Here is a 24,245-nt window from a genome sequence, read left to right as displayed (position 1 = left end):
CAGCTTAGGTTACTCCTAAGTTGTCTTTTTTTCGGACATATGTCCTTTTCAAGCCTTCTCATCTCACGTAAAGTCAGACGAGGAGATAGGAGGAAATCGGATGGGTCTGTTATTTGCCGTGCTTTCAGGCACGTTCATCGCATTGCAAGGGATTTTTAATGCCAAGCTCGGCTACGCGGTCGGTGCTTGGGTGTCGGTCACGGTCGTTCACCTCGTTGGCCTTGTACTTGCTCTTCTCATTTATGCGTTCAAGCGGGATGCAGACATGACGGCGTTTCGGCGCGTACCTTGGTACTATAGCTTGGGCGGTCTGTTTGGGGTGTTTGTCGTTTTCGGAGAACTGACTGCTATTCAACAGCTCGGTGTGACTTGGGCGATCTGCGTCTTGCTCGTCGCCCAATTGATCGGGGCGTTTTTGATTGATGTGAACGGATGGTTTGGTGTGAAACGGAAACCGCTCAACCAAGGTCAGCTCACAGGACTTGCCTTGATGGTCGCCGGGATTGGCATTTACACGTTCACGTAAGGGGGAGACGGATGAAAGTAGAGGCAGCACTAGAACGACTCGGGTGGGTCCACCTGTTCTCGGAACAAACATTAGAGGCATCGACGATTGTGACGTATCCGTCCGGAGCGATGCTCTGCACGAACGATAACCCGATCGAGTCTCTCTTCGTCGTGTTAGAAGGGCGTGTCAAAATCTATACGTTGAGCGAGGAAGGCAAGTTGCGCTTGCTCCGTTTGAAGATGGCCCCGACATTGATTGGGGATATCGAATACGCCAGCGGACGCAACGTACTCCACACGGTCGAGGCCGTCGGGGCAGTAACCTGTCTGCGCGTGCCGTTTGATGTTCTCCGCACGCATAACCGAACGATCGAGTTCACGGAGCATCTTCTGCGCGGCGTATCTGAGAAACTGTTCATCGAGGCGAATGCCTCGTCGAACCATCTCATGTCGACACTCGAAGAACGATTAGCGGGATATCTCGTCTCGCTCAGCGAATCAGGGAACGACTTGTTCCAAGACGAGATGAGTCAGTTGAAACGAAAAGAAGTGGCGGAATGGCTCGGGACGAGTTATCGTCATTTGAATCGGACGTTACAATCGTTCGCGGATGAAGGACTCGTCGAAAAGACGCGGACAAAAGTAACGATTTTAGATGCGACTCGATTAAAAGAACGTGCCAATGGCATGTTGTACGAATAAGGAGGCAACTCATGATAGTAGGAATCATCTGTTCGGCGGTAGCCGGCGCATTTATTAGTGTACAAGCTGCAGTCAATGCCAAAATGAACGCCCATCTGGGGGCATGGGCGACAACGGTGCTCGTCTTCATTGTCGGCTTGCTTGGATCGCTTGTCCCACTCGCTTTGTTCGGTGGTAATGTTCACGGCGTATTCGAAATCTCGCCGATATACGCGCTCGGCGGGTTGCTCGGGGTCGGTGTCGTCTTCTGTGTGATGCGAAGCATTCAATTGCTCGGACCGACGCTATCGGTGTCCATCATTCTCGTATCTCAGTTGATATGGGCGCTCGCCGTCGACCTAACGGGAGCGTTCGGGATGCAACAGTTGTCACTGTCCCCAGGGCAGGTCATCGGGTTGATGGTGTTGCTCTTAGGCGTCATCGTCTTCAAACAATCTCAAGCGGCGGCCCTGCATCAGGAAGCCGCACCCGAAGCCACTTCACGTTGAAGGGGCTTTTTCTCGAGTGAAACGGGTACAGGTGAATAACAAATCTCTGATATGATGAGATTGTAGTACGAAATATACGCAGAGGTGATGAAAACAGTGGATTCTTCCATAGTGATCGATTTACTGATCGTTTTATTCTTGATTGTGTTGAACGGGATTTTCGCGATGACGGAAATCGCACTGATCTCGTCCAAACCGGCCAAACTTGAAGTCGAGGCGAGCCGTGGTAAACGCAGTGCCGAAATCGCACTCAAGTATTCAAAAGATCCGACCGACCTGTTATCGACTGTCCAAGTCGGAATCACATTGATCGGTATCATCAACGGGGCTTACGGGGGTGCGCGTTTCTCGGCGCCGCTCGCCGATGTGTTCGCCAATCTTGGCATGAGTCCCCAGTACGCACCGACCGTCGGTTACGTCGTCGTCGTCACGATTATTACGTATTTGTCGCTCATCATCGGTGAGCTCGTGCCGAAACGGATTGCGCTCGTGGCTCCGGAAAAAGTCACGATGGCGATCATTCCGGCACTCGACTTATTTAGTAAAGTGATGCGACCGTTTATTTGGATTTTGTCGAAGTCGACACTTTTCCTTTTCAAATTGCTTGGCTTGAAAGCGGAGCAATCGAGTGGTGAGACCGAGCTCGAAATCAAGCAACTCTTGTTCGAAGGAGCCCAGCAAGGGGCATTCGCACACGAGGAAGTGCAACAGGTCGAGCGTGTGTTTGCGTTCCATGACCAGCTGATTTATGAATTGATGCAACCGCGGACGACGCTGGAATGGGTCGACCTTGAAGACGATATGGACGATATCAAGAAATCGATTTATGAGAGTAAACACAATAAACTCCCGGTCGGGCGCGATACGCTCGACGAGTTCGTCGGTTATATCGATGTCCGTGACATTTTGACATTATCGACGCTTCGGGAGCCCTCACAAATTTTGAAGCGAATCAAACAACCACTCATCGTCCCAAAACAGCGAGAAGCGAGCCAAGTGTTGCAGATGATGCAAAAGAATGGCGTCGAAATCGCCTTCGTGCTCGATGAGTACGGCGGATTCCTCGGGATGGTCACATTGTTCGATATTCTAGAAGAAATCGTCGGCGAAGTGATGATTGAAGAAGAAACACCGGAAGTCGTGCGCCGTGAAGACGGTTCGTACTTGGCCGATGGTTTGCTCGGGGTTGAGGATTTGAAGCGGACGTTCGGAATTCGAGACAATCGTTTTGATGAAGGGCGTAACTCGTATCATACTCTTGCCGGACTTGTTATTTATGCGCTCGGCGATTTCCCAAAACGGGGAGACGTTGTCGAAGCATATGGTCTTCGATTCGAGGTCGTCGATATGGACGGCAAACGTGTTGACCAAGTGCTCGTATCGATGTTGCCTGAACAAACAAAAGAAGACTGACGCCGCGGCGTCAGTCTTCTTTTTTAGGCGCGTTCCATGTCTCGAATGCCGCCTGCATGAGGACGCGGGCGGTATGAAGCATCGCCCGTTCGTCCACATCGAAGCGGGGATGATGATGAGGGAAGACGGCACCGACTTCCGGGTTACCGGCTCCGGTGAAGAAGAAGCTGCCCGGTACGTGTTGCATATAATAGGCAAAATCTTCTCCGACCATGAGCGGGGACATTTCGATGACGCCATCGGTGCCAACGACGCGAGCGGCGCTGCGACGGACGTGATCGGTCTCGATAGGATGGTTGATCACGGCGGGGTAGCCCCGGATATAGTCGAGCTCGTAGTGCGCTTCGCTCGCCGAACAGATATGGGTGATAGTCCGCTCCATCTCGGCGATGATGCGTGTTTGCGTCTCTGGTGTGAACGTCCGTACCGTGCCAGACAGCTTCGCTTCATCGGCGATGACGTTGAATGCCTGACCGGCAACGAACGTGCCGACAGTTAAGACGGCCGGTTCGAGCGGGTCGATGCGACGACTGATTACTTGTTGCAACTGGCTGACGATATTGGTTCCGACCATGACGGCATCGACCGTGTGTTGCGGGATGGCCCCGTGACCACCTTTGCCTTTGACGGTCAGTTCGAAGCGATCAGCCGCGGCCATGATCGGTCCCGTCTTCACACCAATCGTCCCGTATGGAAGCGGGGTCCAAATATGAGAGCCGTAAATATAATCGACACCGTCAAGACATCCATCTTCGATCATCGGTTTGGCCCCACCTGGCGCGAGTTCTTCCGCGAACTGGTGAATGAGGACGACATCTCCCGGAAGGTCGATTTCCGTGAGTGCTTTCGCAAGGACGAGCAACGTCGCCGTATGCGCATCATGACCGCAAGCGTGCATCGAGCCATTCACTTTCGAGCGGTACGGGACGTCCTTTAAATCTTGAATCGGCAAGGCGTCAAAGTCTGCCCGAAACGCGATGGTCGGGCCTTCGCCGCCATGAATGCGTGCGACAACACCGTTGCCACCGACATGTTCGCGCACATCGAGGCCGAGGTCGCGCAAATAAGCTGCAATCGTCCGAGGTGTCTCTCGTTCTTCGAATGAAAGTTCGGGATGTTGATGGAAGTGGCGGCGGAGCGTCACCATCTCGTCGTATAGCTCCGTCAAGCGTGAATCGAGGTCAGTCACAAGCATGATTTACACTCCTGTCCGTTGATCATTTTTGGTTGAAGCAAGGTCCATACGTCGTGTGAATTCAAATCGTCGAGAATCGGACGATGTAATAAGGTTTGCGCTTCGTCAGCCGTCACCCATCTGGCATCACTGTGCTCCTCGGAGAGGGTGACGGTCGTCGCGACCGGGTGAGCTAAATACGTCATGATGACGACTTGACGATCCGGGGCGGTCAAAAACGTCGTGGCGTACAACAATTGCTGGACCGCCACATGCAAACCGGCCTCTTCGAACACTTCCCGTTCAAGAGCGCGTTTGAGCGACTCGCCAAAGTCGAGTTTACCTCCGACGAGTTCCCACGTGCCGGGATTGACCTCGTCATCATCAGCTCGTTTGATGATGAGAATGTGGTCGTCTTGCACAATCACCGCTTTCACGGCAACAACGATGGTAGGAACGGACATGATGACACTCCTTTGTATGAATTCGTGAGAGAACCCACAGCATATATGAATCATTTTCTACATATTCCCTAAGTTATGCTTATGGTATACGACAAAAGGGAATTAATACAGGAGAAAATCATGAAATGAGGTGTCGAAATGGGTTGGATTATCGCAATCGGTATCATCGTTGTCTTGGCGTTCATCTATTTTTCGATGTACAACGGACTCGTCAAATATCGGAACTGGGTCGACGAGGCATGGGCACAGATTGATGTGCAGCTGAAACGGCGTTACGATTTGATTCCGAACTTGGTCGAAACGGTGAAGGGCTATGCCAAGCATGAGCAAGAGACGCTCGCAAAAGTTGTTGAGTTACGGAATCAACTCGGTTCGAAGACGAGCCGTCAAGAACAGATGGAAGTGAACGATCAATTGAGCGGCGCATTGAAGAATTTGTTCGCACTCCGGGAGGCATACCCAGATTTGAAAGCGAACGAGAATTTTAAGATGCTCCAAGAAGAATTGACGCAGACGGAGAATAAAGTCGCCTATTCACGGCAGTTATATAACAATACGGTCATGAAATATAACACGAAAGTCGAATCGGTCCCGACGAACATCATCGCCTCCGTCCATAATTTCGAAAAACGCGACATGCTCGAAGCACGTGAGGAAGAACGCGAAAACGTGCGTGTCTCATTCTAATGGATTGGGGTGGCGACGATGATCCTGTATGAACAAATTCGTAAAAATAAAATCAAGACCGTGTTCATCGTGGCCGGATTCGTCCTTCTCGTCTTGGCCGTTGGAGTGGTCATCTCATATTTGAACTATGGTGATCCGCTCCCAGGCCTCATCTTCACTCCGGTGTTCTCGTTGTTTTATATCGGGATTGTCATCATGTCGAGCACGAACATCGTCATGAAGATGAACCATGCCCAAGAAATCACCTCGGTCGACCAGCACCGATTTCTGTGGCATACGGTTGAGAACATGGCCATGGTCGCGCGTGTCCCGATGCCGCGCATCTTTATCATCAACGATGCGTCACCGAATGCGTTCGCGACCGGCCTGAAACCAGAGAAAGCGGCCGTCGCCGTGACGACCGGACTGCTCGATCAGTTGACGCGAGAAGAAGTCGAAGGCGTCATCGCCCATGAAGTCGCCCATATTAAAAATTACGATGTGCGATTGGCGACGGTGACGCTCGCCCTCGTCTCGGTCATCGCCATCATGAGCGATATCGGCTCACGGATGCTCTTCTTCCGAAGTGTCGGTGGCCGCCGCGACAACAACCAAAACCCGATTTTTATGATCGTCGGGCTGGTGTTATTGATTCTTGCGCCGCTCATCGCCACGCTCGTCAACTTGGCCATCTCGCGAAATCGCGAGTTTTTGGCGGATGCGAGCGGGGCCGAGTTGACGCGTAATCCGGATGCGCTCGCGTCGGCGCTAGAGAAAATCGCGAATATCCAAACACCGGTGAAGGAAGCCTCTCGCGCCTCGGCGTCGCTCTACTTTTCAGACCCGCTTAAGAAAAAGCTGAGCGGTCTGTTCTCGACGCACCCGAACCCGGCTGAACGGATTGCCAGACTTCGCAGCATGTAGCCTATAACGAAGGTCCTCTTTTTAGAAGAGGGCTTTTTTGTACGTGAATAGGATCAACTTAATTCGCAAATTCAGTTTGTATCAATATTAAATGGGAATGATAGTAAAAAGAGGATGAAATGGAGGAGATTCCATGTTTGAGTCGGCACTCGAGTTAGGCATTGTCCTATTTTTATTGATTTATTCCATCACGGTTTCGCTCATGTTGATGTCAGCCAAGAAGAGCTGAGTGAACGACAATTTTATTAACATATGAGCCAAGACGGCAAAAAGCCACCTCGTGCGCGAGGTGGCTTTCGTCAGTTACCCGGCGCGATGGCTCCGGAGTTTTTCAATCTCTTCGAGGACGAATTGGACGTTCGTTCCGACGATGACTTGAATGTGGTTCGGGCTGACAACCTTGATACCAGGGATGCCCGCTTTCTTGATTTGGGCTTGGTCGACCGTATCCATGTCTTTCACATCGACGCGGAGACGTGTGACGCATGACTCGATGCCTGTGACGTTTTGATCGCCACCGAGACCATCGTAAATCATCACTGCCATCGCTGAATATTGACCGCCGGCAGCGACTGGAGCCGTCTTCGTTTCGCCTTCAGGAGTCGTTTCCGTTGCGACTGCGTCAACCGCTTCGTCTGACTCACGGCCTGGCGTTGCCAAGTTGAGCTTGACGATCATGAAGCGGAAGATGACGTAGTAGATGGCACCGAAGACGAGACCTTGAACGAGCAACATGTACGGCTGGTTCGCGAGCGGTAACCGTGAGCTGAGGACAAAGTCGACAAGACCGGCGCTGAAGCCGAATCCGGCCGTCCATTGGAACGTCGCCGCGATGAAGAGGGAAACCCCTGTCAAGACCGCGTGGACGAGGTAGAGAACTGGTGCGAGGAACATGAACGAGAATTCGAGCGGTTCCGTGACACCTGTGAAGAACGATGCGAACGCTGCGGCGAGAAGGAGCGAGGCCGCTTGTTTTTTACGTTTTGTTTTCGCTGTATGGTACATGGCGAGGGCTGCTGCCGGAAGACCGAACATCATAATCGGGAAGAACCCGGCTTGATAGCGTCCAGTAATCCCTTTCACACCTTCACCTGACCAGAAGTTACCGATATCGTTAATGCCGGCCACATCGAACCAGAATACCGAGTTCAAGGCGTGGTGAAGACCAGTTGGGATTAACAGACGGTTGAAGAAGCCGTAAAGGCCGGCCCCGATTGCACCCATTTTAGAGATCGTTTCCCCAAATCCGACGAGTCCTGTGTACACGACCGGCCAGACGAAGTAAAGGGCGACCGAGACGAGGATCATCGAGAATGCCGTCATGATTGGCACGAGACGCTTCCCACTAAAGAAGGCGAGTGCATCTGGTAGCTTCACATGACTGAAGCGGTTGTACATTTGAGCGGCGACGATACCTGACAAGATACCGACGAACGCGTTGGCAATCTTACCGAACGCTGGGTTGACGGCTTCGACGTCGACACCTTGGAACAAGGCGACCGTTGCCGAAGACAAGAGTGTCGTGACCGTGAGGAAGGCGACAAGTCCGCTTAGAGCGGCTGAGCCGTCACGGTTTTTCGCCATCCCGAGGGCGACCCCGACTGCGAAGAGAATTGGAATGTTATCGATGATCGCTGAACCGGCTTTGATCAAGAATGCGGCGGCGATGTTTTCAGAACCCCAGCCGACCGGGTCGATCCAGTAACCGATCCCCATGAGAATGGCAGCTGCAGGAAGTACGGCAACTGGCAACATGAGGGAACGTCCGAGACGTTGTAAAAAGTTCATCATTGTGAATGTCCTCCTTTTTGATGGTGTTGATCTTGCAGGCGTTGAATGTGGAGCGTGATGTAACCAAGCTCTGATTCGGGCAAGACGATGCCGTATAAGTCTTCCATTTCGTTTGCGACGTCAGACGCACATGCATAGGCCGACGAGAACTTCGTTTGAATCATGAGAAGCATATCTTCGTCGATCGTATGGTGATCGTAATGGTTGACCCGATCCATGACGAATCGTAAATGAGTTAATAAGCGTTGATAGGATAAGTCATCTTCTTCTATAGATAGATCGAGTCGTCTCGAAATCGATTGAATCATGTCACGTACGATTGTCGTCTGTTTGACCGTCTTGCGTAAATCACCTCCCTTCACTTTTAGTGTATGGATGTGTAGCGCGATGAAGGCCGCCTCATCTTTCGGCATCTTTACGCCGAGTTTGTCCTCGATGAGGTGAAGCGCCCATAGTCCGATCTCGTATTCGTTGCGATATAAAATCTTAATCTCGTTCAACAGTTTATTTCGGAGCGAGATGCCTTCTTGCTCGCGCTCGATGGCGAACGAGATGTGATCGGTGAGGACGATATGGATGTGTTCGTTGAACGTCGTCTCGAGCCGTTTTTCCGCATGCGAAATGATTTCTTCTGAAATCGTGAAGTGCTCGATTGGAATCCGCGTCAGCAGTTGTTGAAATTTATCGTTCTCCGACATGACGAACAACTTTTCAACTTTATGCGGATTGACGATATCGTTGCGTGCCTTCTTGAATGCGACGCCCGGTCCGATGGCGATTTTCTCTTCACCCTCGTCTGAGACGATGACCGCGTTGTTGTTTAGAATCTTTTTGATTTTTAACATGTGTCCTCCTATCGAGGAGTCATTGTTCCGCTTGAGCGACGACGGTCTTCCCAGGAAGCGATGGGCCGCCTGCATGGAACGAATACGGGTGCTCTAACGTGCTCCCGTTTGTGATGACCATCGGAGTGACCGTGTCTTTACCGGCTCGCTGGATTTGTTCCAAGTCGGCCGTCAACAGTGGCTGTCCGGTCGTGACCGTGTCACCGACTTTGACGTGGACGTTGAATGGGCTACCCGCGAGTTCGACCGTATCGAGTCCGACATGAATCAAAATTTCAGCTCCGTCTCCCGAACGGATACCGATCGCGTGCTTCGTCGGTGCGACTTGGATGATGGTTCCATCTACCGGTGCGACGACCGTTCCGTCCGTCGGCATGATGGCAATCCCGTCGCCCATCATCTTCTCGCTGAAGACGGGGTCGGTCACTTCCTCAAGTGGAATGATGTCTCCTTCCACGGGTGCGTAAAGTGTCAGTGTATGTCTCTTCATCCACTTATTCAATAACATGTTCGATTCATCCTTTCGCTTGAAAAATGATTGTGAAAAAACAAAACAGGCATGGAGTATAGACGGGTGGCGTGAGCCTTTCGTCTTACCCCATGCCTGATCGAATCAGTCACATGTGATCATTATTCGTTTCGTCACCCTCAAGATAGCACGCCGATGTATAGATATCAAGACCTAATTTGAAAGCGTTCTCTAGAAATTTTACTTCTTCGAAAATCTGTTGTATAGTTAGGGCGAAACTGAATGGGAAAGGTGTTGCATGTTAATGAGTGAGGTTGTATCTGCCTAACGAACTGAAAAATGTTGGATGACGCGTCTTTTTGTCATGCCTTCATGTTCTGTTACAGATACCGCCATTCATAAACTGCCAGACACCGGTCTGTCTTTTTGCGTTGGTCGTCATCGGCCGACGCTTTTTGTTTGCGCGGTATCTCCATCACAAAATAAGGAGACTCCATCATGAATGAACAAACATTAGACAAACTACAATACAACGACTTGATTCATCACGTCGAACGATACTGCATCAGCGGATTCGGACGCAACTTGTTACGAAACCAGCGTCCGACGAGCCATCTGCAAACGGTGAAAAAACGGCTTCAAGAGACATCGGAAGCACGCGCGATTCTCGACGCGACGTCACACGTCCCCTTTATCGGGGTGTCTGCTATGGAACCGCTCATCGGTAAAATCAGCCGTGGCATCCAGCTCGAGGCAAGCGAACTCGAAGCCGTCGCCGAATTTTTCCGCGGGGCCCGTAAACTGAAGCGATTCATGGCCGAGCAGGCGTTCTTTGCCCCGCTCTTGTCCCTTTACGCGGGAGAGATGAGCGAGTGGCGCAGCATCGAGGAAGACATCGTCCAATCGATTCGTGGGGGACGGGTCGTCGACGAGGCGTCCAAAGAATTGAAACGCGTCCGCAAACAAATCGACATTCTCGAAGGACGGATCGAGGAGCGGTTGAGCAAGTTCTTGAAGAGCGCCACAAACCGGGAAGCGATTCAAGACGGCTTTGTGACGAAGAAACAAGATCGATTCACGATTCCAATCAAAGCGTCATATAAACATAAAGTCGCTGGGACAATCATCGACACGTCGAGCCGAGGGACGACGGTCTTCATCGAACCAGAGGCGGTGGCGAAGTTGAACGCGGAACTCGTCGTCAAACGAACGGAGGAAGCGGTCGAAATCTATCAAGTTCTCGCCACGCTCACCGGCATGGTGGCGGAAGCGTTGCCGACCATCGAGGCGACGCTTGATGTCATCGCCCAATACGATATGGTGTTCGCGAAAGGGAAGTATAGCCAAGCCATCGATGGCATCGCCCCTCGCGTGAACGCGGTCGGGAAAATCCGTTTGAAACAAGTCCGCCATCCACTCCTCGAACGGGCGGTCCCTCTCGACTTCTCGCTCGGGGACACGTACCGCGGTCTGATCATCACCGGACCGAACGCCGGCGGGAAGACGGTCGTCTTGAAGACGATTGGTCTGCTCAGTTTGATGACGATGAGCGGACTTCATATCCCGGCCCATCCGGACACGGACATCTCGACGTTTGACGACGTATTCGTCGACATCGGGGACAACCAGGACATGGGTTCGGCGCTCAGCACGTTCTCGGCCCATATGCATAACGTGGCGCACATCATGCAGAAGGCAGGGAAACGGTCGTTACTGTTATTCGATGAGATTGGAAGCGGGACCGAACCGAACGAGGGAGCGGCCCTCGCCATCGCAATTTTAGAAGAAGCATATAAACGAGGCTGTCTCGTCGTCGCCTCGACCCATTACGGCGAAATCAAGGCGTACTCCGAGACGCATCCGGACTTCATGAACGCGGCCATGCAGTTCGACCCGGAAACGCTCGAACCGAAGTATCGGCTGTTGATTGGGCAGTCCGGCGACAGCAACGCCTTGTTCATTGCCCGGAAAATGAAATTGCCCGAATCGATTTTGAAGCAGGCGGCCCGCTATATGCACGACAAGACGTACGACCAGTCGCTCGTCGATCCGGCACGTCTGACGCAAGCAGTCGTCTCATCCGTCATCGAACCAGATCAAGTTCTGTCAAAAGGGGACCGGGTCCGCCTGCTCGAGACGGATCAAGTCGGTCTTGTCTATGCGATGGACGAATCGTTGCGCCAAGTCACCGTCTATGTCGACGGTGTCTTCAGTGAGCAACCGCTCCGCCGAGTTCGACGCGAGGCGAAAGCGCTCGACTTGTATCCAGCTGGTTATGACCTGGAAACGTTATTCATCGATTACCGGGACCGGAAAGAAGCCCATGACTTTGCTCGCGGTTCGAAGAAGGCGCTCCGTCGCGTCGAGAAAGAGATTCGGGCGCGGCAACGTGCCGAACGAAGCAAATGAGTGTATCCGGGAAGACACTCGGGTAAGGAACAAGGACCGGGAGTCATCACGTACAGTTCGGCTTTCGGGTAACGTGTCGGAGGTGACTGGATGTTTTGGTTAAGCTTGTTGTTCGCCATCGGATTTGCCTTGATTCACTACTTTTCAGGACAGTTGATTCACGTGCGCGAGACGCCGCGGAGCCGGTTTCTGTCACTCGCCGGCGGAGTCGCCGTCGCCTATGTGTTTCTTCATCTCTTGCCTGAACTGAACGAATATCAACAAGAACTCGAAGGACATCTCGAGAGCGGACTGTTCGCCTCCATTGAGAATCATATCCTCGTCGTCAGCATGCTCGGTCTGGCGGTGTTCTACGGCTTGGAACGGTTGGCCACGCAAATGAAGAGACGTGGGAATGGCAACGTGTTTTGGATTCACATGGCGTTGTTCATCGTCTACAACTTCAGCATCGGCTATGTGCTCGCGGAGAGCGAGTTCGATACGGCGTGGGCAATGACACTCTACTTTGTCGCATTAGGGATTCATTTCATCACGGTCGACCAGGGTCTGAGGCATCACCATCAGGAGTTGTACGACAGGCGAGGCCGATTGTGGTTGTCGTTGGCCGTGCTTGCCGGGTGGAGCGTCGGCGCATTTTCAGCGCTCCATGAAGTGACGCTGTCGATGATTGTCGCGTTCTTGGCCGGGGGGATTATTTTGAACGTCATGAAAGAAGAGCTGCCAGAAGAGCGGGACAGCAGTTTCCGCGCCTTTGCCGTTGGGCTTATCGGATACGCTCTGCTGTTATTGGCCATATGAAAAGGCAACCGATCGTGGTTGCCTTTTTGCTTACAGTGAATTGGTGCTCTGATTGTCTACGTTATCGTCGGCCGCAGGTGTGTCCTCATCTTGGTTCGGGCCACCGAATAGACCACCGTGATGAGGGCCATGCCCGCCTCCGTGACGTCCACCGCCAAAGCCGCGCATGTCGCCTAAGTCGTCGTAACTCGTGATGTCAGCAAAACGCTCTTCGTGGTCGGCGAGAATCGCGTCGGCCTCATCTTGCGTCAAGTCACCTGATTCAACGGCTGCCTCAAGTTTCGCTTCATGAGAAGTGATCATCGCCTCGATGAACTGTTCAATGGTGATCCCTGTTTCTTCCGCGAGTTCAGGAAGCGATTGTCCTTCTTCGCGCGCTGCTTCCACGTCGGCTTCGGTCAACCCGAGCGCCTCGAGCAAAGCGGCCTGACCGGCTGCCCGATTACCGAACATACCCCGCTCGCCTCGTTCCCCGCGTTCGCATTGGGTCGTCGTTTCCGTTCCGTCGGTCGTTGTCGTGTCGTTCGTGGCGGCATAGACGCCGGTTCCTGAGACGGCAAGTAGGCCGGCCAGGGTGATGGCTAATTTAGATGTCTTCATGTCAATCTCCTCCTTTACTACCTCAAGTGTAGGACGTGGGTGATCAAAAGTTGTGAGGGAATTGCAAGGTTTCTGCAAATTGTCTTTGGGAAATGATGGGTTCGTTTCGCGATGCGATATAATGGGGGTGGAGGCGATAAAGATGAACGTACTCGTAGTCGAAGATGAACCGAAATTAGCGGACGGGCTCGCCCGCTTTTTAACGTACGCGGGGTTTCACGTCAGTGTGGTCGGCACACTCGCCGAAGCGAAGCGGCAGCTCGAGCAACCGTTCGATGCGGTCCTGCTCGATGTTCGTCTGCCGGACGGGGAAGGTTGGACGCTCATCCCGAAATTGAAGACGCTCAAGCCGCGACCGGCCATCATCTTGGCGACGGCACGAGGAGAGGCGGATGACCGTGTGTTCGGCCTCGAGCTCGGGGCCGACGATTATTTGGTCAAACCGATCGTGTTAAAAGAACTCGAAATTCGCCTGAAACGTCTCGTCAAACAGACGGACGAGATCTCGTTCGGCGACATGATGGTGGACGCACGATCCCGTACGGTGACCGATCACGGCCAAGCGATTCGGATGACCAATAAAGAATACGAGTTGCTCCTCTTCTTCTTGAAACATAGTGGAGAAGCGCTCGATCGCAACCGCCTACTTGACGAGGTGTGGGATTATACGTTCGCCGGGGACACGCGCACGGTCGACACGCACGTCAAACAGTTGCGTGACAAATTGCCGACGATGAAGCGGTACTTGAAGACGGTGCATCGCGTCGGTTATCGATTGGAGGAAGTCCGATGAGCCGGTTGATGAAGAAGTTGCTTTGGACCGCGATCCTCCCTCTCGTCGTCATGGCGGTGCTCACATTTGGTCTGACATCACTCTTGATTGGGCGTTTCGCGGAGACGGAGAGCTATGACCAACTCGAGCGTGAAGCGGACATCGTGTATGAGGCGCTTGTGGATGGACGCGGCATACCGGGTCAACTCGATGTTCTCGTGTTTCAAGACGGGGAAGCGGTCAATCTTGATCGTGGGGGCAGGATGCGTCGACATATGTCGCCAGCCCTCGATCCAGACTCACTTTCTGAACGAGATGAGGTCAGTGTGAACGGGGCGCGGTTATTGACGTTCCTTCGGGAAGAAGGGGATGTGCAAATCGTGACGTACGCACCCGTCCCGCTGTCGAATCCGCAGTTTCGTCAAATCTACGTCATTCTCGGGAGCGGGTTCTTGCTCGCGCTCATCGTCGCCGTCGGTGTGACGTATTGGATGGGGCGGCGTTTGACGTCCCCGCTCGTCGAGTTGAAGCAGGCGACCGCAGCCATCATGTTGGGCCGGCATGACATCACACTGCCGCCTGTCACCGACGACGAGATTGGCGATTTGACGGAAGCGGTCCGTCAGATGAACACATCACTCGAAGAGAAAGAACGGATGCAAAATACATTCATCTCAGGGGTTACGCACGATGTCCGGACCCCGCTTGCCATTGTCCGGAACGAGGCCGAAATGCTTGAACTCGGTGTCGTCAAACAAGAAGACGTGGCGGCGACGGGACGTAGCATGACCGAAGAAGTCGATCGCATCGACCGGCTCGTCACCCAGATGCTCGAATACTCGAAGCTATCGGCAGGCAAGCTGGCGCTCACGATTGAAACTGTTCACATGAATGAATTGATTGAAGCGACGGTCGCGCGGATGGAGGAATGGTTCCGGCACAAGCAAGTGACGGTCACGCTTGAACTTGAGGATGTGACAGTACAGGCGGACCGGTTGGCGATGGAGCGCATCCTGTCGAACTTTCTTCAGAACGCATATCACGCGAGTCCGATTGGCGGTGTGATTACAATCAGGCTCACTGAGCGACGGCTTGAAATCGAGGATAAGGGTCCGGGCATCACAGAATCGATGCGTGCCAACATCTGGGACATGTATGTGAAAGGCGACCGTTCGAACGGGCACGGGCTTGGTCTGGCTATCAATAAGCTGTTACTCGAGGCACAAGGGCTGTCGTACGGGATTGAGTCGAGAGAGGGGGCACTGTTTTGGATCGAATGGGAATAAACTTATTTTTGCGGGGTGTGCGCTTGGAACGGGACCGGATTGAGACACCTGGCTATCCGTTCTCGCTACCGATTTTTGAGGGGTTTGATGAACTGACGCTGACGAAGCCGGTCACGTTCTTGGTCGGCGAGAATGGGAGTGGAAAATCGACGTTGGTCGAAGGGATGGCCATCGCCGCCGGATTCAATCCGGAAGGTGGGGCGACGACGTTCCGTTTTGAGACCGAGGCAACGCATAGCCCGTTGTTCGAGGCGCTCCGTCCGATTCGGGGTGCCTATCGACCGAAGGACGGATTTTTCCTCCGGGCCGAGACGGCATATCAATTGTCGAGTTATGTGGATGAGATTGCACGAACGTCGCCCGACCCGGAACGGTTCTATGCGTCTTACGGCGGTCGATCGCTCCATGAGCAATCGCACGGAGAGGCGTTCTTGTCGCTCATGCTCCATCGTTTCCGGGATGGCGGGCTCTATATATTGGACGAGCCTGAGGCCGCCTTGTCCCCGATGCGGCAGTTGACGATGCTCGCGCGGATGCATGAACTCGTCCAATCGGGCAGTCAATTCATCATCGCGACCCATTCACCAATCCTCATGTCGTATCCTGACGCCGACATACTCCAAGTCGAGACGGGACTCCGGCCGACGACGTTCGACGAACTCGAGCACGTCCGTGTCATGCGTGACTTTCTAGCGGCACCAGAACGGATGCAACGCATCCTGTTCGAGTGAAAACGGTCACGGTGTAAGCGTTTTATTTTTATGTTGACGTCAAGATTTCAAGGGAGTATGCTAGTAGCGAGAAGAAGAAAATCCATTTTGGGATTGTTACTGGTCAAGCAGGCAAAACCTAAATTGATGCCGATCATCCAAATTTGGGCGGACCGGTGTGAATTTAGGTTTTTTTCTTTTCACTCGAACTTGAGCGGAGGTGAATTGATTCCATGCAGATTTCAAAAGTGTTCAACAATAACGTCGTGGCCATTCAAGCGAACGGTCAAGAACAAGTCGTCATGGGACGGGGGATTGCGTTTCAAAAACGTCCGGGTGATGCGATTGATCAAGCGCGGATCGAAAAAGTCTTTACGCTCGAGAGTAAAGAGAGCCACGAACGGTTCGTTCATTTTTTGAATGAGATGCCAGCGGCGGAGATGGATACGGTCAAAGAAATCGTCAAGTTGGCGGAGACGCGGCTTGAGAAGTCGGTCCATGATTCGCTATATGTGACCCTCGCCGACCACATCCATTTCGCCCTCAGTCGGTATCGGGATGGAATCATCATTCGGAACCCGCTCGTTTGGGAAGTGAAACGATTTTACGGACCCGAGTTCACCATCGGGAAAGAAGCGGTCGCCCTCATCAATGAACGGCACGACGTCAAATTAGACGAAGACGAGGCGGTCGCCATCGCGCTCCATCTCGTCAACGCGACGATGTCGGGCGCCAAAGGTGAAAATTTGCATCTCGTCACCGAGATGACACGCGCCACACAAGCAATCCTCACCATCATCACGTACCACTTTCAAATTGATTTGGATGAAGAATCATACGCCTATTCACGATTCTTGACCCACTTGAAGTATTTCGTCCAACGGCTTGCCTCAGGTGAGAAGATTAAGCAGGGGGGCGACGAGACGCTGTTCGAGATGGTGAAGCTGCGCTATCCGGACGCTTACGAATGTGTCGAGAAAATCGCCGGTCTAATCGCCACGAAGTACAATTACGAGGTTTCGACCGATGAGCGGTTGTATATGATGATTCATATCGAAAACTTAATGAAAGAACGACGATCCTAAGGATGGTTACTGATGATGCAGGCCAAACCTAAATGACGGCACCTCCCGTGTGCGTTCATTTAGGTTTTTCTTTTTACCCAAATTGAAGGAGTGAACAGTATGAGCCAAACAAAAACGCTCGCCGCGGACATCATTCGTCACGTCGGCGGGAAAGATAACGTCAAAAGCGTGTTCCATTGTGCAACACGGCTACGTTTTAAATTGAAAGATGAACAGAAAGCCAATCCTGAAGCGTTAAAAAATCATGACGGCGTCATCACGGTCGTCCAAAGCGGCGGTCAATTCCAAGTCGTCATCGGCAACAACGTCCCATACGTCTATCAAGACGTGGTCGAGGCGGGTGGATTCCAGACGTCATCGAACGACGATACGGAAAAAACGGGCGTCTTTAACCGTTTGATTGATGTGATTGCGGGGATTTTCACCCCGATTCTCGGTCCGATGGCCGGTAGTGGTCTATTGAAAGGGTTGCTCGCCATTCTCGTCGCCCTCGGCTTACTGACACAAGACATGGGCACATACATCGTCTTGAACGCAGCGGCCGACGCGCTCTTCTACTTCTTACCGGTCATCCTCGGCCATTCGGCAGCGAAGAAGTTTGGCGGCAATCCGTATATTGGGATGATTATCGGGGGTGCGCTCGTCTATCCGGCTATCGTCGCGATACAAGGTGCGGGCGAGTCACTCTCATTCCTCACGGTGCCAGTCGTCTTGATGAGCTACGCGTCCTCGGTCATCCCGATTATCTTGGCGGTGTACGTGTCATCGAAAGTCGAAACGTTCTTCAACAAACACACGCATGAGGCGGTCCGTAACTTCACGACCCCGATGATGGCACTCTTGATTGTCGTCCCGCTCACGTTCCTCGCCATCGGTCCGGTCGCAACATACGCGAGTCAAGGTCTCGCCGGCGGCTACTCGTTCTTATATGAACTCAGTCCAGTCGTCGCCATCGCTTTCATCGGTGCATTTTGGCAAGTGCTCGTCATGTTCGGTCTCCATTGGGGGCTCGTGCCGATTATCATCAACAACTTGGCAGTCGTCGGCATGGACACGATCGTCGTCGGAGTCCTCATGGCGACATTCGGTCAAGTCGGGGCAACGCTCGCCATCACATTGAAGGCGCGTGACCCGAAGACGAAAGGACTTGGTACCTCGTCGACGATCGCTGGTGTGTTCGGTATCACCGAGCCGGCGATTTACGGATTGACGCTCCCGCGTAAAAAACCGTTCGTCTTTGGGATGGTCGGTGGCGCGGCCGGCGGTGTCGTCGGCGGTATGCTCGGGACGGCCGCTTATGCGATGGGTGGTCTCGGCGTGTTCAGTATCCCGGTCATGATTCCGGCAACGGGCCTTGATATGACATTCTATGGTGCGTTGATTGGGATGGCAGTTGCGACGCTCGTCTCGTTCGGACTCACGTTCGCATTCCATAAAGAAGTAACATCGGAAGAAACGTCGCCGCGTGTCGAATCAGCACCTGTCTTGACTGATCACGTCGGTACACCGGTCTCCTCACCGGTCAAAGGGGAAGTCGTCGCACTTGAGACCGTTCGCGATGAAGTGTTCTCGAGTGGCGCGATGGGGAAAGGAATTGCCATCATGCCAACGGAAGGCGTCGTCTATGCGCCGTTCGACGGGGAAGTCGTCACGGTCTATCAATCGAAGCACGCAATCGGACTCCGGTCGCATAGCGGTGTCGAAGTATTGATTCACGTCGGGCTCGACACGGTCCAGCTCGGGGGACAACATTTCGAATCGTTCGTCACAGACGGACAACAAGTGACCGAAGGCGACGTGTTGGTGAAATTTGATTTAGAAGCCATTGCTCAAGCCGGTTACGACACGATAACTCCGGTAATTGTCACAAATACAGGGAATTACTTAGATGTCTTGCCGACACATAGCGGCATCGTCGAACCAAACCACGGCGTCTTGCGCGTCTTAGCCTAAAAGGAGGAAATGGATATGAAACAAGTAGCGAAAAACTTTTTATGGGGTGGCGCCACAGCGGCGAACCAATTTGAAGGCGGATATCAAGAAGGTGGCAAAGGACTGTCGATCGCGGATGTGATGCCGGGCGGCAAGGACCGGATGAAAATCATCCATGACCCGACGTTCGATTTCGAGTTACATGACGAGTATACGTACCCGAACCACGAAGGCATTGACTTCTATCATCACTACAAGGAAGACATCGCTCTCTTCAAAGAGATGGGCTTCAAGACGTTCCGCATGTCAATCGCTTGGTCGCGCATCTTCCCGAACGGTGACGAACTCGAGCCGAACGAGGAAGGTCTTCAATTCTATGACCGCGTCATCGACGAGCTCGTCGCGCAGGGGATTGAGCCGCTCGTCACCATCTCGCACTATGAGTTGCCGCTCCACTTGGCGACAGCATACGGTGGTTGGCGTGACCGCCGCCTCGTGACATTTTTCGAGCGGTACAGCCGTGTCTTGTTCGAACGTTACCAAGGCAAGGTCAAATATTGGCTCACGTTCAATGAAATCAACGGGGCCCAATTCATGCCGATGCTCAGTCTCGGGATGGCGATCCGTGAAGGGGACGACCAGTTGCAATTGACGTATCAAGGGTTGCATCATCAACTCGTGGCAAGTGCACTCGCGACAAAAGCGGCACGCGAAATCGACCCGTCGATGCAAATCGGCTGCATGCTCATCGCGGCGCCGGTCTATCCGTACAGCTCGAACCCGGAAGACATTTGGTACGCGCATGACGCCGAGCGCATGATGAACTTCTTCTGCGGCGACGTTCACGTTCGCGGTGAATATCCGTCGTTCGCGAAACGATTCTTCCGTGAGAACGGGATTGAACTCGTGATGGAAGATGGCGATCTCGAGACGCTGAAAGCACACACGGTCGACTTCTTCTCACTCAGCTACTATATGTCGCGTACCGAGAAAGCGGAGAAGACAGAAGACGAAGCAGCAGGGAATATCATGAGCGGTGTGAAAAACCCTTACTTGAAAGCAAGCGACTGGGGTTGGGAAATCGATCCGATGGGACTTCGCGTCATTTTGAACAAACTGTATGAGCGTTATGAATTGCCGCTCTTCATCGTCGAGAACGGTCTCGGGGCTTATGATAAGGTCGAAGCGGACGGTTCGGTCCATGACGATTATCGGATTGAGTACTTGCGTGACCATTTGAAAGCGATGGTGGAGGCGATTGAAGACGGTGTCGACGTCATCGGTTATACGAGCTGGGGCTGTATCGACCTTGTCAGCGCATCGACCGGGGAGTACAGCAAACGTTACGGTTTCATCTACGTCGATAAGCACGACGACGGGTCAGGGACGCTCGAGCGTTCACGGAAAGACTCGTTCTTCTGGTATCAAGACGTCATCCAGACGAACGGGGCAAGCTTGTTCGAGGACGAGACGGTGAAATAATAAAAGAGCGGCCGCGGCCGCTCTTTTCTTATGACTTCGTGACTTTGCGCAAGACGATGATGGCGAGACTGACGCCACCGGCAATCAACATATACGTGAGAATCTCCATCCAAGCTGTCATCAGACATCCTCCTCCGCGAAGACGGCCAAGTCCCCTTGAGGCATGGCGACGAGTAAGAAGTGTTCGCCTCCGAGCGGACGGGCGTCTCCGGCCTGCCAACTTTCATACTGTTCGTGATAGCCGTTCACGAACAGGACGGCTCCAGATTCAAATGTCAGTTCAAGATGGGGATTGTCTTCAGATAACAGGATGGAACGGACGCGTTCACGTCGGAGTCCGACGAGGTGATGGAGTTGTTCATCTTCGTTGAACAACGGTCCCGATGAATGGACGTACCAAGGTCCTTCAATCGAGAGCCACGACTCGTTGCCGTCTCGGTTGAAGTAGAGTAGATGATGATTGGGGCCAGAACCGAAGTCGATTCCGACGAAGGAAGATGCGTTAAACAAATGCTGTAAAATCCGTGTTGCTTCAAGATGTTCGGTACGGGTCACGCTTCCACCTCGCTTAAATGGGTTAGTTAATTCCATCATTCCACGTTACTTCGCTAAAGTAAATGAAAGGATTATGTGAAATCACTCATATCAAAAGTACAATCATCATGCGCAAGTTCTTGTGGTAAATATTTCAAAGTAATTGAAAGTTTGGTAAGTGATTCAATGAATTTCGGCAAGTTACCCGTGATTCGACTTATAATAAAAAGTATAGGTGAATCGATTTAATGAAACGAGGGATAATCATGGTTTATGGCTTGTTGATTGGCGGCATCGTCCTCATCACCATCGTCTTCAACATCCTTCGGTTGATGACGACCCCCGTCCTGAATCGCTGGTTGCTCGCTGGGTCGAGTAGCCTCGTCGTGATTTGGCACGGAGTATTGTTCGATTTTTATGATTTACATTGGTCGGTGCTGTTATTGATTATGACAGGACTCATTTGTTTTCATTGGAAAGGCATGACTGTTGCCATCATGGTCAGCTGGCTCCTCGTGTACAGTCAATCCGGGACGTTATCCTTTCCACTCTTGCTCAGTTATATCTTCTTCGGCCTAGGTGCAGCGCTTCTTTTCGGCTATGTCACCCAGTTGAAACGAGAACGATCAGGACGATTGCGCATGTTGACGGCGAGTTCTCGACAATTGAACGTGTTCCGAGAGGTCAGTTTCACCATGCAAGACACGCTCGACCCGGACCGGTTGCTCCAAACAATTTTAACGTCAGTGACGGCTGGGCACGGTCTCGGCTTTAACCGATCGATCATTTTCTTCGCCGATGTGGAAAAAGATAGTATTTACGGGGTCATGGGAACGGGTCCAATGAACCCGGAAGATGGTTTTCAAATTTGGGAAGAAATCACTCGGCAACATTATGATCTCCAAGGACTGATTGACGAGAAAGAGACGGACTCGACACACGATGAGCAGTTGAACGAACGGATTCGGAAAATGACGATCCCGTTTCATGGAGACCATCTGTTCAAGCAGACACTCGACTCGGGACGGCCGCTCCACGTCTACGCGAGCATCACCGACGATCCGGTGTTGCGTATGTTACATACCGATTTACAGATGGACGAGTGTACGATTTTCCCGCTCCATCACCAAGGAATCCCATACGGACTTCTCGTCATCGACAACGTCGTCAATAAGAAACCGATCACCCCTCAAAAAATGGACAGTGTTCGACCAATCGCGGAGCAAGCTTCACTCGCATTGCATCAGACGATGCTGTACCAACGCATCGAGACGTTGGCGCTTCGTGACGGGTTGACGCGTCTTAAAAACCATCGCTCGTTCGAACAAGATTTGGATGTCTTGTTCCGGGAGTGCGAAACGGACGAGCTGTCACTGATTGTGATGGATATTGACCATTTCAAGCATTTCAACGACACAAACGGTCACTTGGCTGGAAACGAGTTACTCACGCGGCTCGCGAGTGTCATTCGACGAAGCGTGCCGGATGAACAGATGGCGTATCGGTTCGGTGGCGAAGAGTTTGTCGTTCTCTTGCCGCAGTTCGACGAAGTCGAGGCGTCCCACGTCGCGGAGACGATTCGTGCGGCCGTGCTCGGCACCAACTTCATGTACGGGGAGCGACAACCAGGTGGTCAGTTAACGCTCAGCTTCGGTGTCGCTTCGAAGCACACGCTTCACGAACAGTCACGCGAACGGTTGATTGAGTGCGCCGATCAAGCGTTGTACGCGGCCAAATCACGAGGGAAAAACCAAGTCTGCCGCTGGGAAGGGGTGCCGCTATGACCGAATTCAGTGTCATGATCATGACCGTCGCCTTTATAGCGACCATCTTGTTTACGAGCCGTCCAAGTTATCGGTTTGTGACGGGTAGTGTGGCCAACCGACACGCGGAGGCACTGGGCGTCTCGCTGAAAGACGTCTCATTCTCGTTCGACCAAATGGTGTATTTCATCGCCTTGCCGACAACGATTCCCGAAGTGCGGGATGCGATGAAAGAAGAGCTGGTCGTCGAACCGTATTATGAGTCGTATTTCTTTCCAGAAGTGAACGGCGTGCAAGTCTCGGTTAAATCAGGGTCCGCCGTGATTCCTATCGCCTATTTGCCGATTGACGACTTCAGCCTTCCCGTGTTGGATCGACACTTGGAGGCCGGCAAGGTTAATGAACGCGTCAACCGAACGATTCGGGCACACATGATCGTTCATGAGCGTACGCTCGAAGCGATTCGAGACGAGGTGTACCATCACATTCATGAAGACCGCCTGGCACAATAAAAGGGTTTCCATCACAGACTCGTGGTGGAAACCCTTTTTTCACTGCGCTAACATGTGAAACCGTGCGGCCCCAATCAAGTTGGCCTCGTTGAAGTGGGCACACGTCTCGAGATCGATGTGGAACGTCCCGAACGCGTCACAGAGCGCATCCAAGTGTCGTTTGATGCCGTCTCGGACTTCCGGACGGCGACTGATGCCACCACCGATTAAAATCCGCTCCGGGTCGAGTCCGAATTGAAGATTGTACATGCCGATTGCGTTCCAGCGATAGAAGCGCTCTAATTCCGTTTGGATGACCGGATCGGTTTGAAGCGCGAACACGTCTTTTCCGGTAAGTGGACGACCGAGCTGTTCGCTGCAACGCTTGACGAGGACGGCCGTCGAACCGATGGCGCTCCATGTTCCATCTGGATGCGGCAAGTTCGGGTCCAAAATCCAGTACCCGTACTCACCGCCGTGGAAGTGTGACCCGACCATGATGACGTCCGAGTCGACGAAAGCACCACCGATGCCTGTACCGATGACCACGGTCGCATAACGTTTCACGGATGCGGCCGCACCGTTCCATCCTTCTGCAAGTGCTGCCGCATTGGCATCGTTCAAGACGGTGACCGGTAAGTCGTAACGGTCTTCGAACGCCTGTAGAAACGGACGATTGTGGATATACGGCAATGCGCTGATGCCATGAATCAAACCGGTCGTCGAGTCGACGGAGCCGGGCGCACTGAAGGCGATTCCGTCGAGCGGGGACTCGACGGTCGCTTCGTTAAAAATCACATCGACTTGATCAAGCAAGCCGTCCCACGTCGCTGGGGTTGGGACGTGTTTGTTCGACAGGAGGTTGCCGTCGGCTTGGACGACTCCGTATTTGATACTGGTACCACCGATATCGATGGCTAAATAATGTTGCATGTCTTGT

At 52.7% G+C, this 24,245-nt stretch carries 24 protein-coding genes; 16 read left to right on the top strand and 8 right to left on the bottom strand.

From position 1 onward, the window contains the following. The first annotated feature begins 100 nt into the window (after nucleotides 1-100). From KNP71_RS09245 to KNP71_RS09230, 4 genes are all read left to right on the top strand, one after another. A complete protein-coding gene (locus KNP71_RS09245) occupies nucleotides 101-526 on the top strand; it encodes a DMT family transporter (RefSeq protein WP_131471709.1) in 426 nt (141 codons plus the stop codon). 11 nt (nucleotides 527-537) lie between these two features. After that, nucleotides 538-1,209 (top strand): Crp/Fnr family transcriptional regulator, encoded by a 672-nt coding sequence (locus KNP71_RS09240; RefSeq protein WP_114164987.1) that lies wholly within the window; start codon nucleotides 538-540, stop codon nucleotides 1,207-1,209. 11 nt (nucleotides 1,210-1,220) lie between these two features. Next, nucleotides 1,221-1,697, top strand: a complete 477-nt coding sequence (locus KNP71_RS09235; RefSeq protein ID WP_131471707.1) for a DMT family transporter — start codon at nucleotides 1,221-1,223, stop codon at nucleotides 1,695-1,697. Between the two features lie 87 nt (nucleotides 1,698-1,784). Beyond that, nucleotides 1,785-3,110, top strand: a complete 1,326-nt coding sequence (locus tag KNP71_RS09230) for a hemolysin family protein (protein ID WP_131471705.1) — start codon at nucleotides 1,785-1,787, stop codon at nucleotides 3,108-3,110. A gap of 10 nt (nucleotides 3,111-3,120) precedes the next feature. On the opposite strand, the gene KNP71_RS09225 is transcribed toward KNP71_RS09230, so the two are convergent. Beyond that, the gene (locus KNP71_RS09225) at nucleotides 3,121-4,305 is read right to left on the bottom strand and encodes a M20 metallopeptidase family protein (RefSeq protein ID WP_052090255.1); all 1,185 of its coding nucleotides are present in this window, start codon (nucleotides 4,303-4,305) and stop codon (nucleotides 3,121-3,123) included. Continuing rightward, complete coding sequence (locus KNP71_RS09220; protein WP_131471703.1) at nucleotides 4,296-4,748, bottom strand: NUDIX hydrolase; 453 nt, start codon at nucleotides 4,746-4,748, stop codon at nucleotides 4,296-4,298. Before KNP71_RS09220 ends, KNP71_RS09225 begins: the two co-directional genes overlap by 10 nt. 138 nt (nucleotides 4,749-4,886) lie before the next feature. Here KNP71_RS09220 and KNP71_RS09215 point away from each other — a divergent pair, with 138 nt between their 5' ends. Next, nucleotides 4,887-5,435, top strand: coding sequence for a LemA family protein (locus tag KNP71_RS09215; RefSeq protein ID WP_034780526.1), 549 nt, complete (start codon nucleotides 4,887-4,889; stop codon nucleotides 5,433-5,435). A gap of 21 nt (nucleotides 5,436-5,456) precedes the next feature. Further along, nucleotides 5,457-6,338: a zinc metalloprotease HtpX gene (gene htpX / locus KNP71_RS09210; protein ID WP_034780909.1), complete on the top strand. Its 882-nt coding sequence runs from the start codon at nucleotides 5,457-5,459 to the stop codon at nucleotides 6,336-6,338. 303 nt (nucleotides 6,339-6,641) lie between these two features. Here htpX and nagE read toward each other — a convergent pair whose 3' ends face one another. The 3 genes from nagE to KNP71_RS09195 are packed head-to-tail and all read right to left on the bottom strand — an operon-like array spanning nucleotide 6,642 to nucleotide 9,482. After that, nucleotides 6,642-8,129: an N-acetylglucosamine-specific PTS transporter subunit IIBC gene (gene nagE / locus KNP71_RS09205; protein ID WP_029596350.1), complete on the bottom strand. Its 1,488-nt coding sequence runs from the start codon at nucleotides 8,127-8,129 to the stop codon at nucleotides 6,642-6,644. Next, nucleotides 8,126-8,974, bottom strand: a complete 849-nt coding sequence (locus tag KNP71_RS09200) for a PRD domain-containing protein (RefSeq protein ID WP_034780531.1) — start codon at nucleotides 8,972-8,974, stop codon at nucleotides 8,126-8,128. The genes nagE and KNP71_RS09200 overlap by 4 nt, the downstream gene beginning before the upstream one ends. Before the next feature lie 19 nt (nucleotides 8,975-8,993). Further along, nucleotides 8,994-9,482 (bottom strand): PTS sugar transporter subunit IIA, encoded by a 489-nt coding sequence (locus KNP71_RS09195; protein WP_214756441.1) that lies wholly within the window; start codon nucleotides 9,480-9,482, stop codon nucleotides 8,994-8,996. 459 nt (nucleotides 9,483-9,941) lie between these two features. On the opposite strand from KNP71_RS09195, the gene KNP71_RS09190 reads away from it, so the two are divergent. Further along, a complete protein-coding gene (locus tag KNP71_RS09190) occupies nucleotides 9,942-11,852 on the top strand; it encodes an endonuclease MutS2 (RefSeq protein ID WP_214799419.1) in 1,911 nt (636 codons plus the stop codon). A 90-nt stretch (nucleotides 11,853-11,942) separates the two neighbouring features. Beyond that, nucleotides 11,943-12,650 (top strand): hypothetical protein, encoded by a 708-nt coding sequence (locus KNP71_RS09185; RefSeq protein ID WP_214830541.1) that lies wholly within the window; start codon nucleotides 11,943-11,945, stop codon nucleotides 12,648-12,650. A gap of 30 nt (nucleotides 12,651-12,680) precedes the next feature. Here the strand turns inward: KNP71_RS09185 and KNP71_RS09180 are convergent, their stop codons facing one another. After that, complete coding sequence (locus tag KNP71_RS09180) at nucleotides 12,681-13,250, bottom strand: hypothetical protein (RefSeq protein ID WP_131471695.1); 570 nt, start codon at nucleotides 13,248-13,250, stop codon at nucleotides 12,681-12,683. Between the two features lie 142 nt (nucleotides 13,251-13,392). Between KNP71_RS09180 and KNP71_RS09175 the strand changes: the two genes are divergently transcribed. The 6 genes from KNP71_RS09175 (at nucleotide 13,393) to KNP71_RS09150 (ending at nucleotide 20,517) form a co-directional block, all read left to right on the top strand. Beyond that, complete coding sequence (locus KNP71_RS09175; RefSeq protein ID WP_131471693.1) at nucleotides 13,393-14,043, top strand: response regulator transcription factor; 651 nt, start codon at nucleotides 13,393-13,395, stop codon at nucleotides 14,041-14,043. Next, nucleotides 14,040-15,308 carry a HAMP domain-containing sensor histidine kinase gene (locus tag KNP71_RS09170; protein ID WP_214799417.1) on the top strand — a complete coding sequence of 423 codons (1,269 nt, stop codon included), beginning with the start codon at nucleotides 14,040-14,042 and terminating at the stop codon, nucleotides 15,306-15,308. The genes KNP71_RS09175 and KNP71_RS09170 overlap by 4 nt, the downstream gene beginning before the upstream one ends. Beyond that, on the top strand, nucleotides 15,299-16,039 hold the full coding sequence (locus tag KNP71_RS09165) for an AAA family ATPase (RefSeq protein ID WP_029596342.1): 741 nt from the start codon (nucleotides 15,299-15,301) through the stop codon (nucleotides 16,037-16,039). The genes KNP71_RS09170 and KNP71_RS09165 overlap by 10 nt, the downstream gene beginning before the upstream one ends. Before the next feature lie 212 nt (nucleotides 16,040-16,251). Further along, nucleotides 16,252-17,103: a BglG family transcription antiterminator LicT gene (gene licT / locus KNP71_RS09160; protein WP_021067990.1), complete on the top strand. Its 852-nt coding sequence runs from the start codon at nucleotides 16,252-16,254 to the stop codon at nucleotides 17,101-17,103. A 99-nt stretch (nucleotides 17,104-17,202) separates the two neighbouring features. Beyond that, nucleotides 17,203-19,056: a beta-glucoside-specific PTS transporter subunit IIABC gene (locus tag KNP71_RS09155; RefSeq protein WP_214799415.1), complete on the top strand. Its 1,854-nt coding sequence runs from the start codon at nucleotides 17,203-17,205 to the stop codon at nucleotides 19,054-19,056. 9 nt (nucleotides 19,057-19,065) lie between these two features. Further along, a complete protein-coding gene (locus KNP71_RS09150) occupies nucleotides 19,066-20,517 on the top strand; it encodes a glycoside hydrolase family 1 protein (RefSeq protein WP_031200425.1) in 1,452 nt (483 codons plus the stop codon). 120 nt (nucleotides 20,518-20,637) lie between these two features. On the opposite strand, the gene KNP71_RS09145 is transcribed toward KNP71_RS09150, so the two are convergent. Then, complete coding sequence (locus KNP71_RS09145) at nucleotides 20,638-21,072, bottom strand: hypothetical protein (protein WP_131471690.1); 435 nt, start codon at nucleotides 21,070-21,072, stop codon at nucleotides 20,638-20,640. 227 nt (nucleotides 21,073-21,299) lie between these two features. On the opposite strand from KNP71_RS09145, the gene KNP71_RS09140 reads away from it, so the two are divergent. Beyond that, the gene (locus tag KNP71_RS09140; protein WP_131471689.1) at nucleotides 21,300-22,835 is read left to right on the top strand and encodes a sensor domain-containing diguanylate cyclase; all 1,536 of its coding nucleotides are present in this window, start codon (nucleotides 21,300-21,302) and stop codon (nucleotides 22,833-22,835) included. After that, on the top strand, nucleotides 22,832-23,326 hold the full coding sequence (locus KNP71_RS09135) for a hypothetical protein (RefSeq protein ID WP_131471687.1): 495 nt from the start codon (nucleotides 22,832-22,834) through the stop codon (nucleotides 23,324-23,326). Before KNP71_RS09140 ends, KNP71_RS09135 begins: the two co-directional genes overlap by 4 nt. Nucleotides 23,327-23,365: 39 nt before the next feature. Here KNP71_RS09135 and KNP71_RS09130 read toward each other — a convergent pair whose 3' ends face one another. After that, nucleotides 23,366-24,238: an ROK family protein gene (locus tag KNP71_RS09130; protein WP_165569426.1), complete on the bottom strand. Its 873-nt coding sequence runs from the start codon at nucleotides 24,236-24,238 to the stop codon at nucleotides 23,366-23,368. Between the last annotated feature and the right edge of the window lie 7 nt (nucleotides 24,239-24,245).

Origin of the sequence: Exiguobacterium sp. s56, assembly GCF_018618255.1 — a bacterium.
GTDB lineage: Bacteria > Bacillota > Bacilli > Exiguobacteriales > Exiguobacteriaceae > Exiguobacterium > Exiguobacterium chiriqhucha.
Note: the sequence above shows the minus strand (reverse complement) of the source record. Positions and strands in the feature narration are given on the sequence as shown.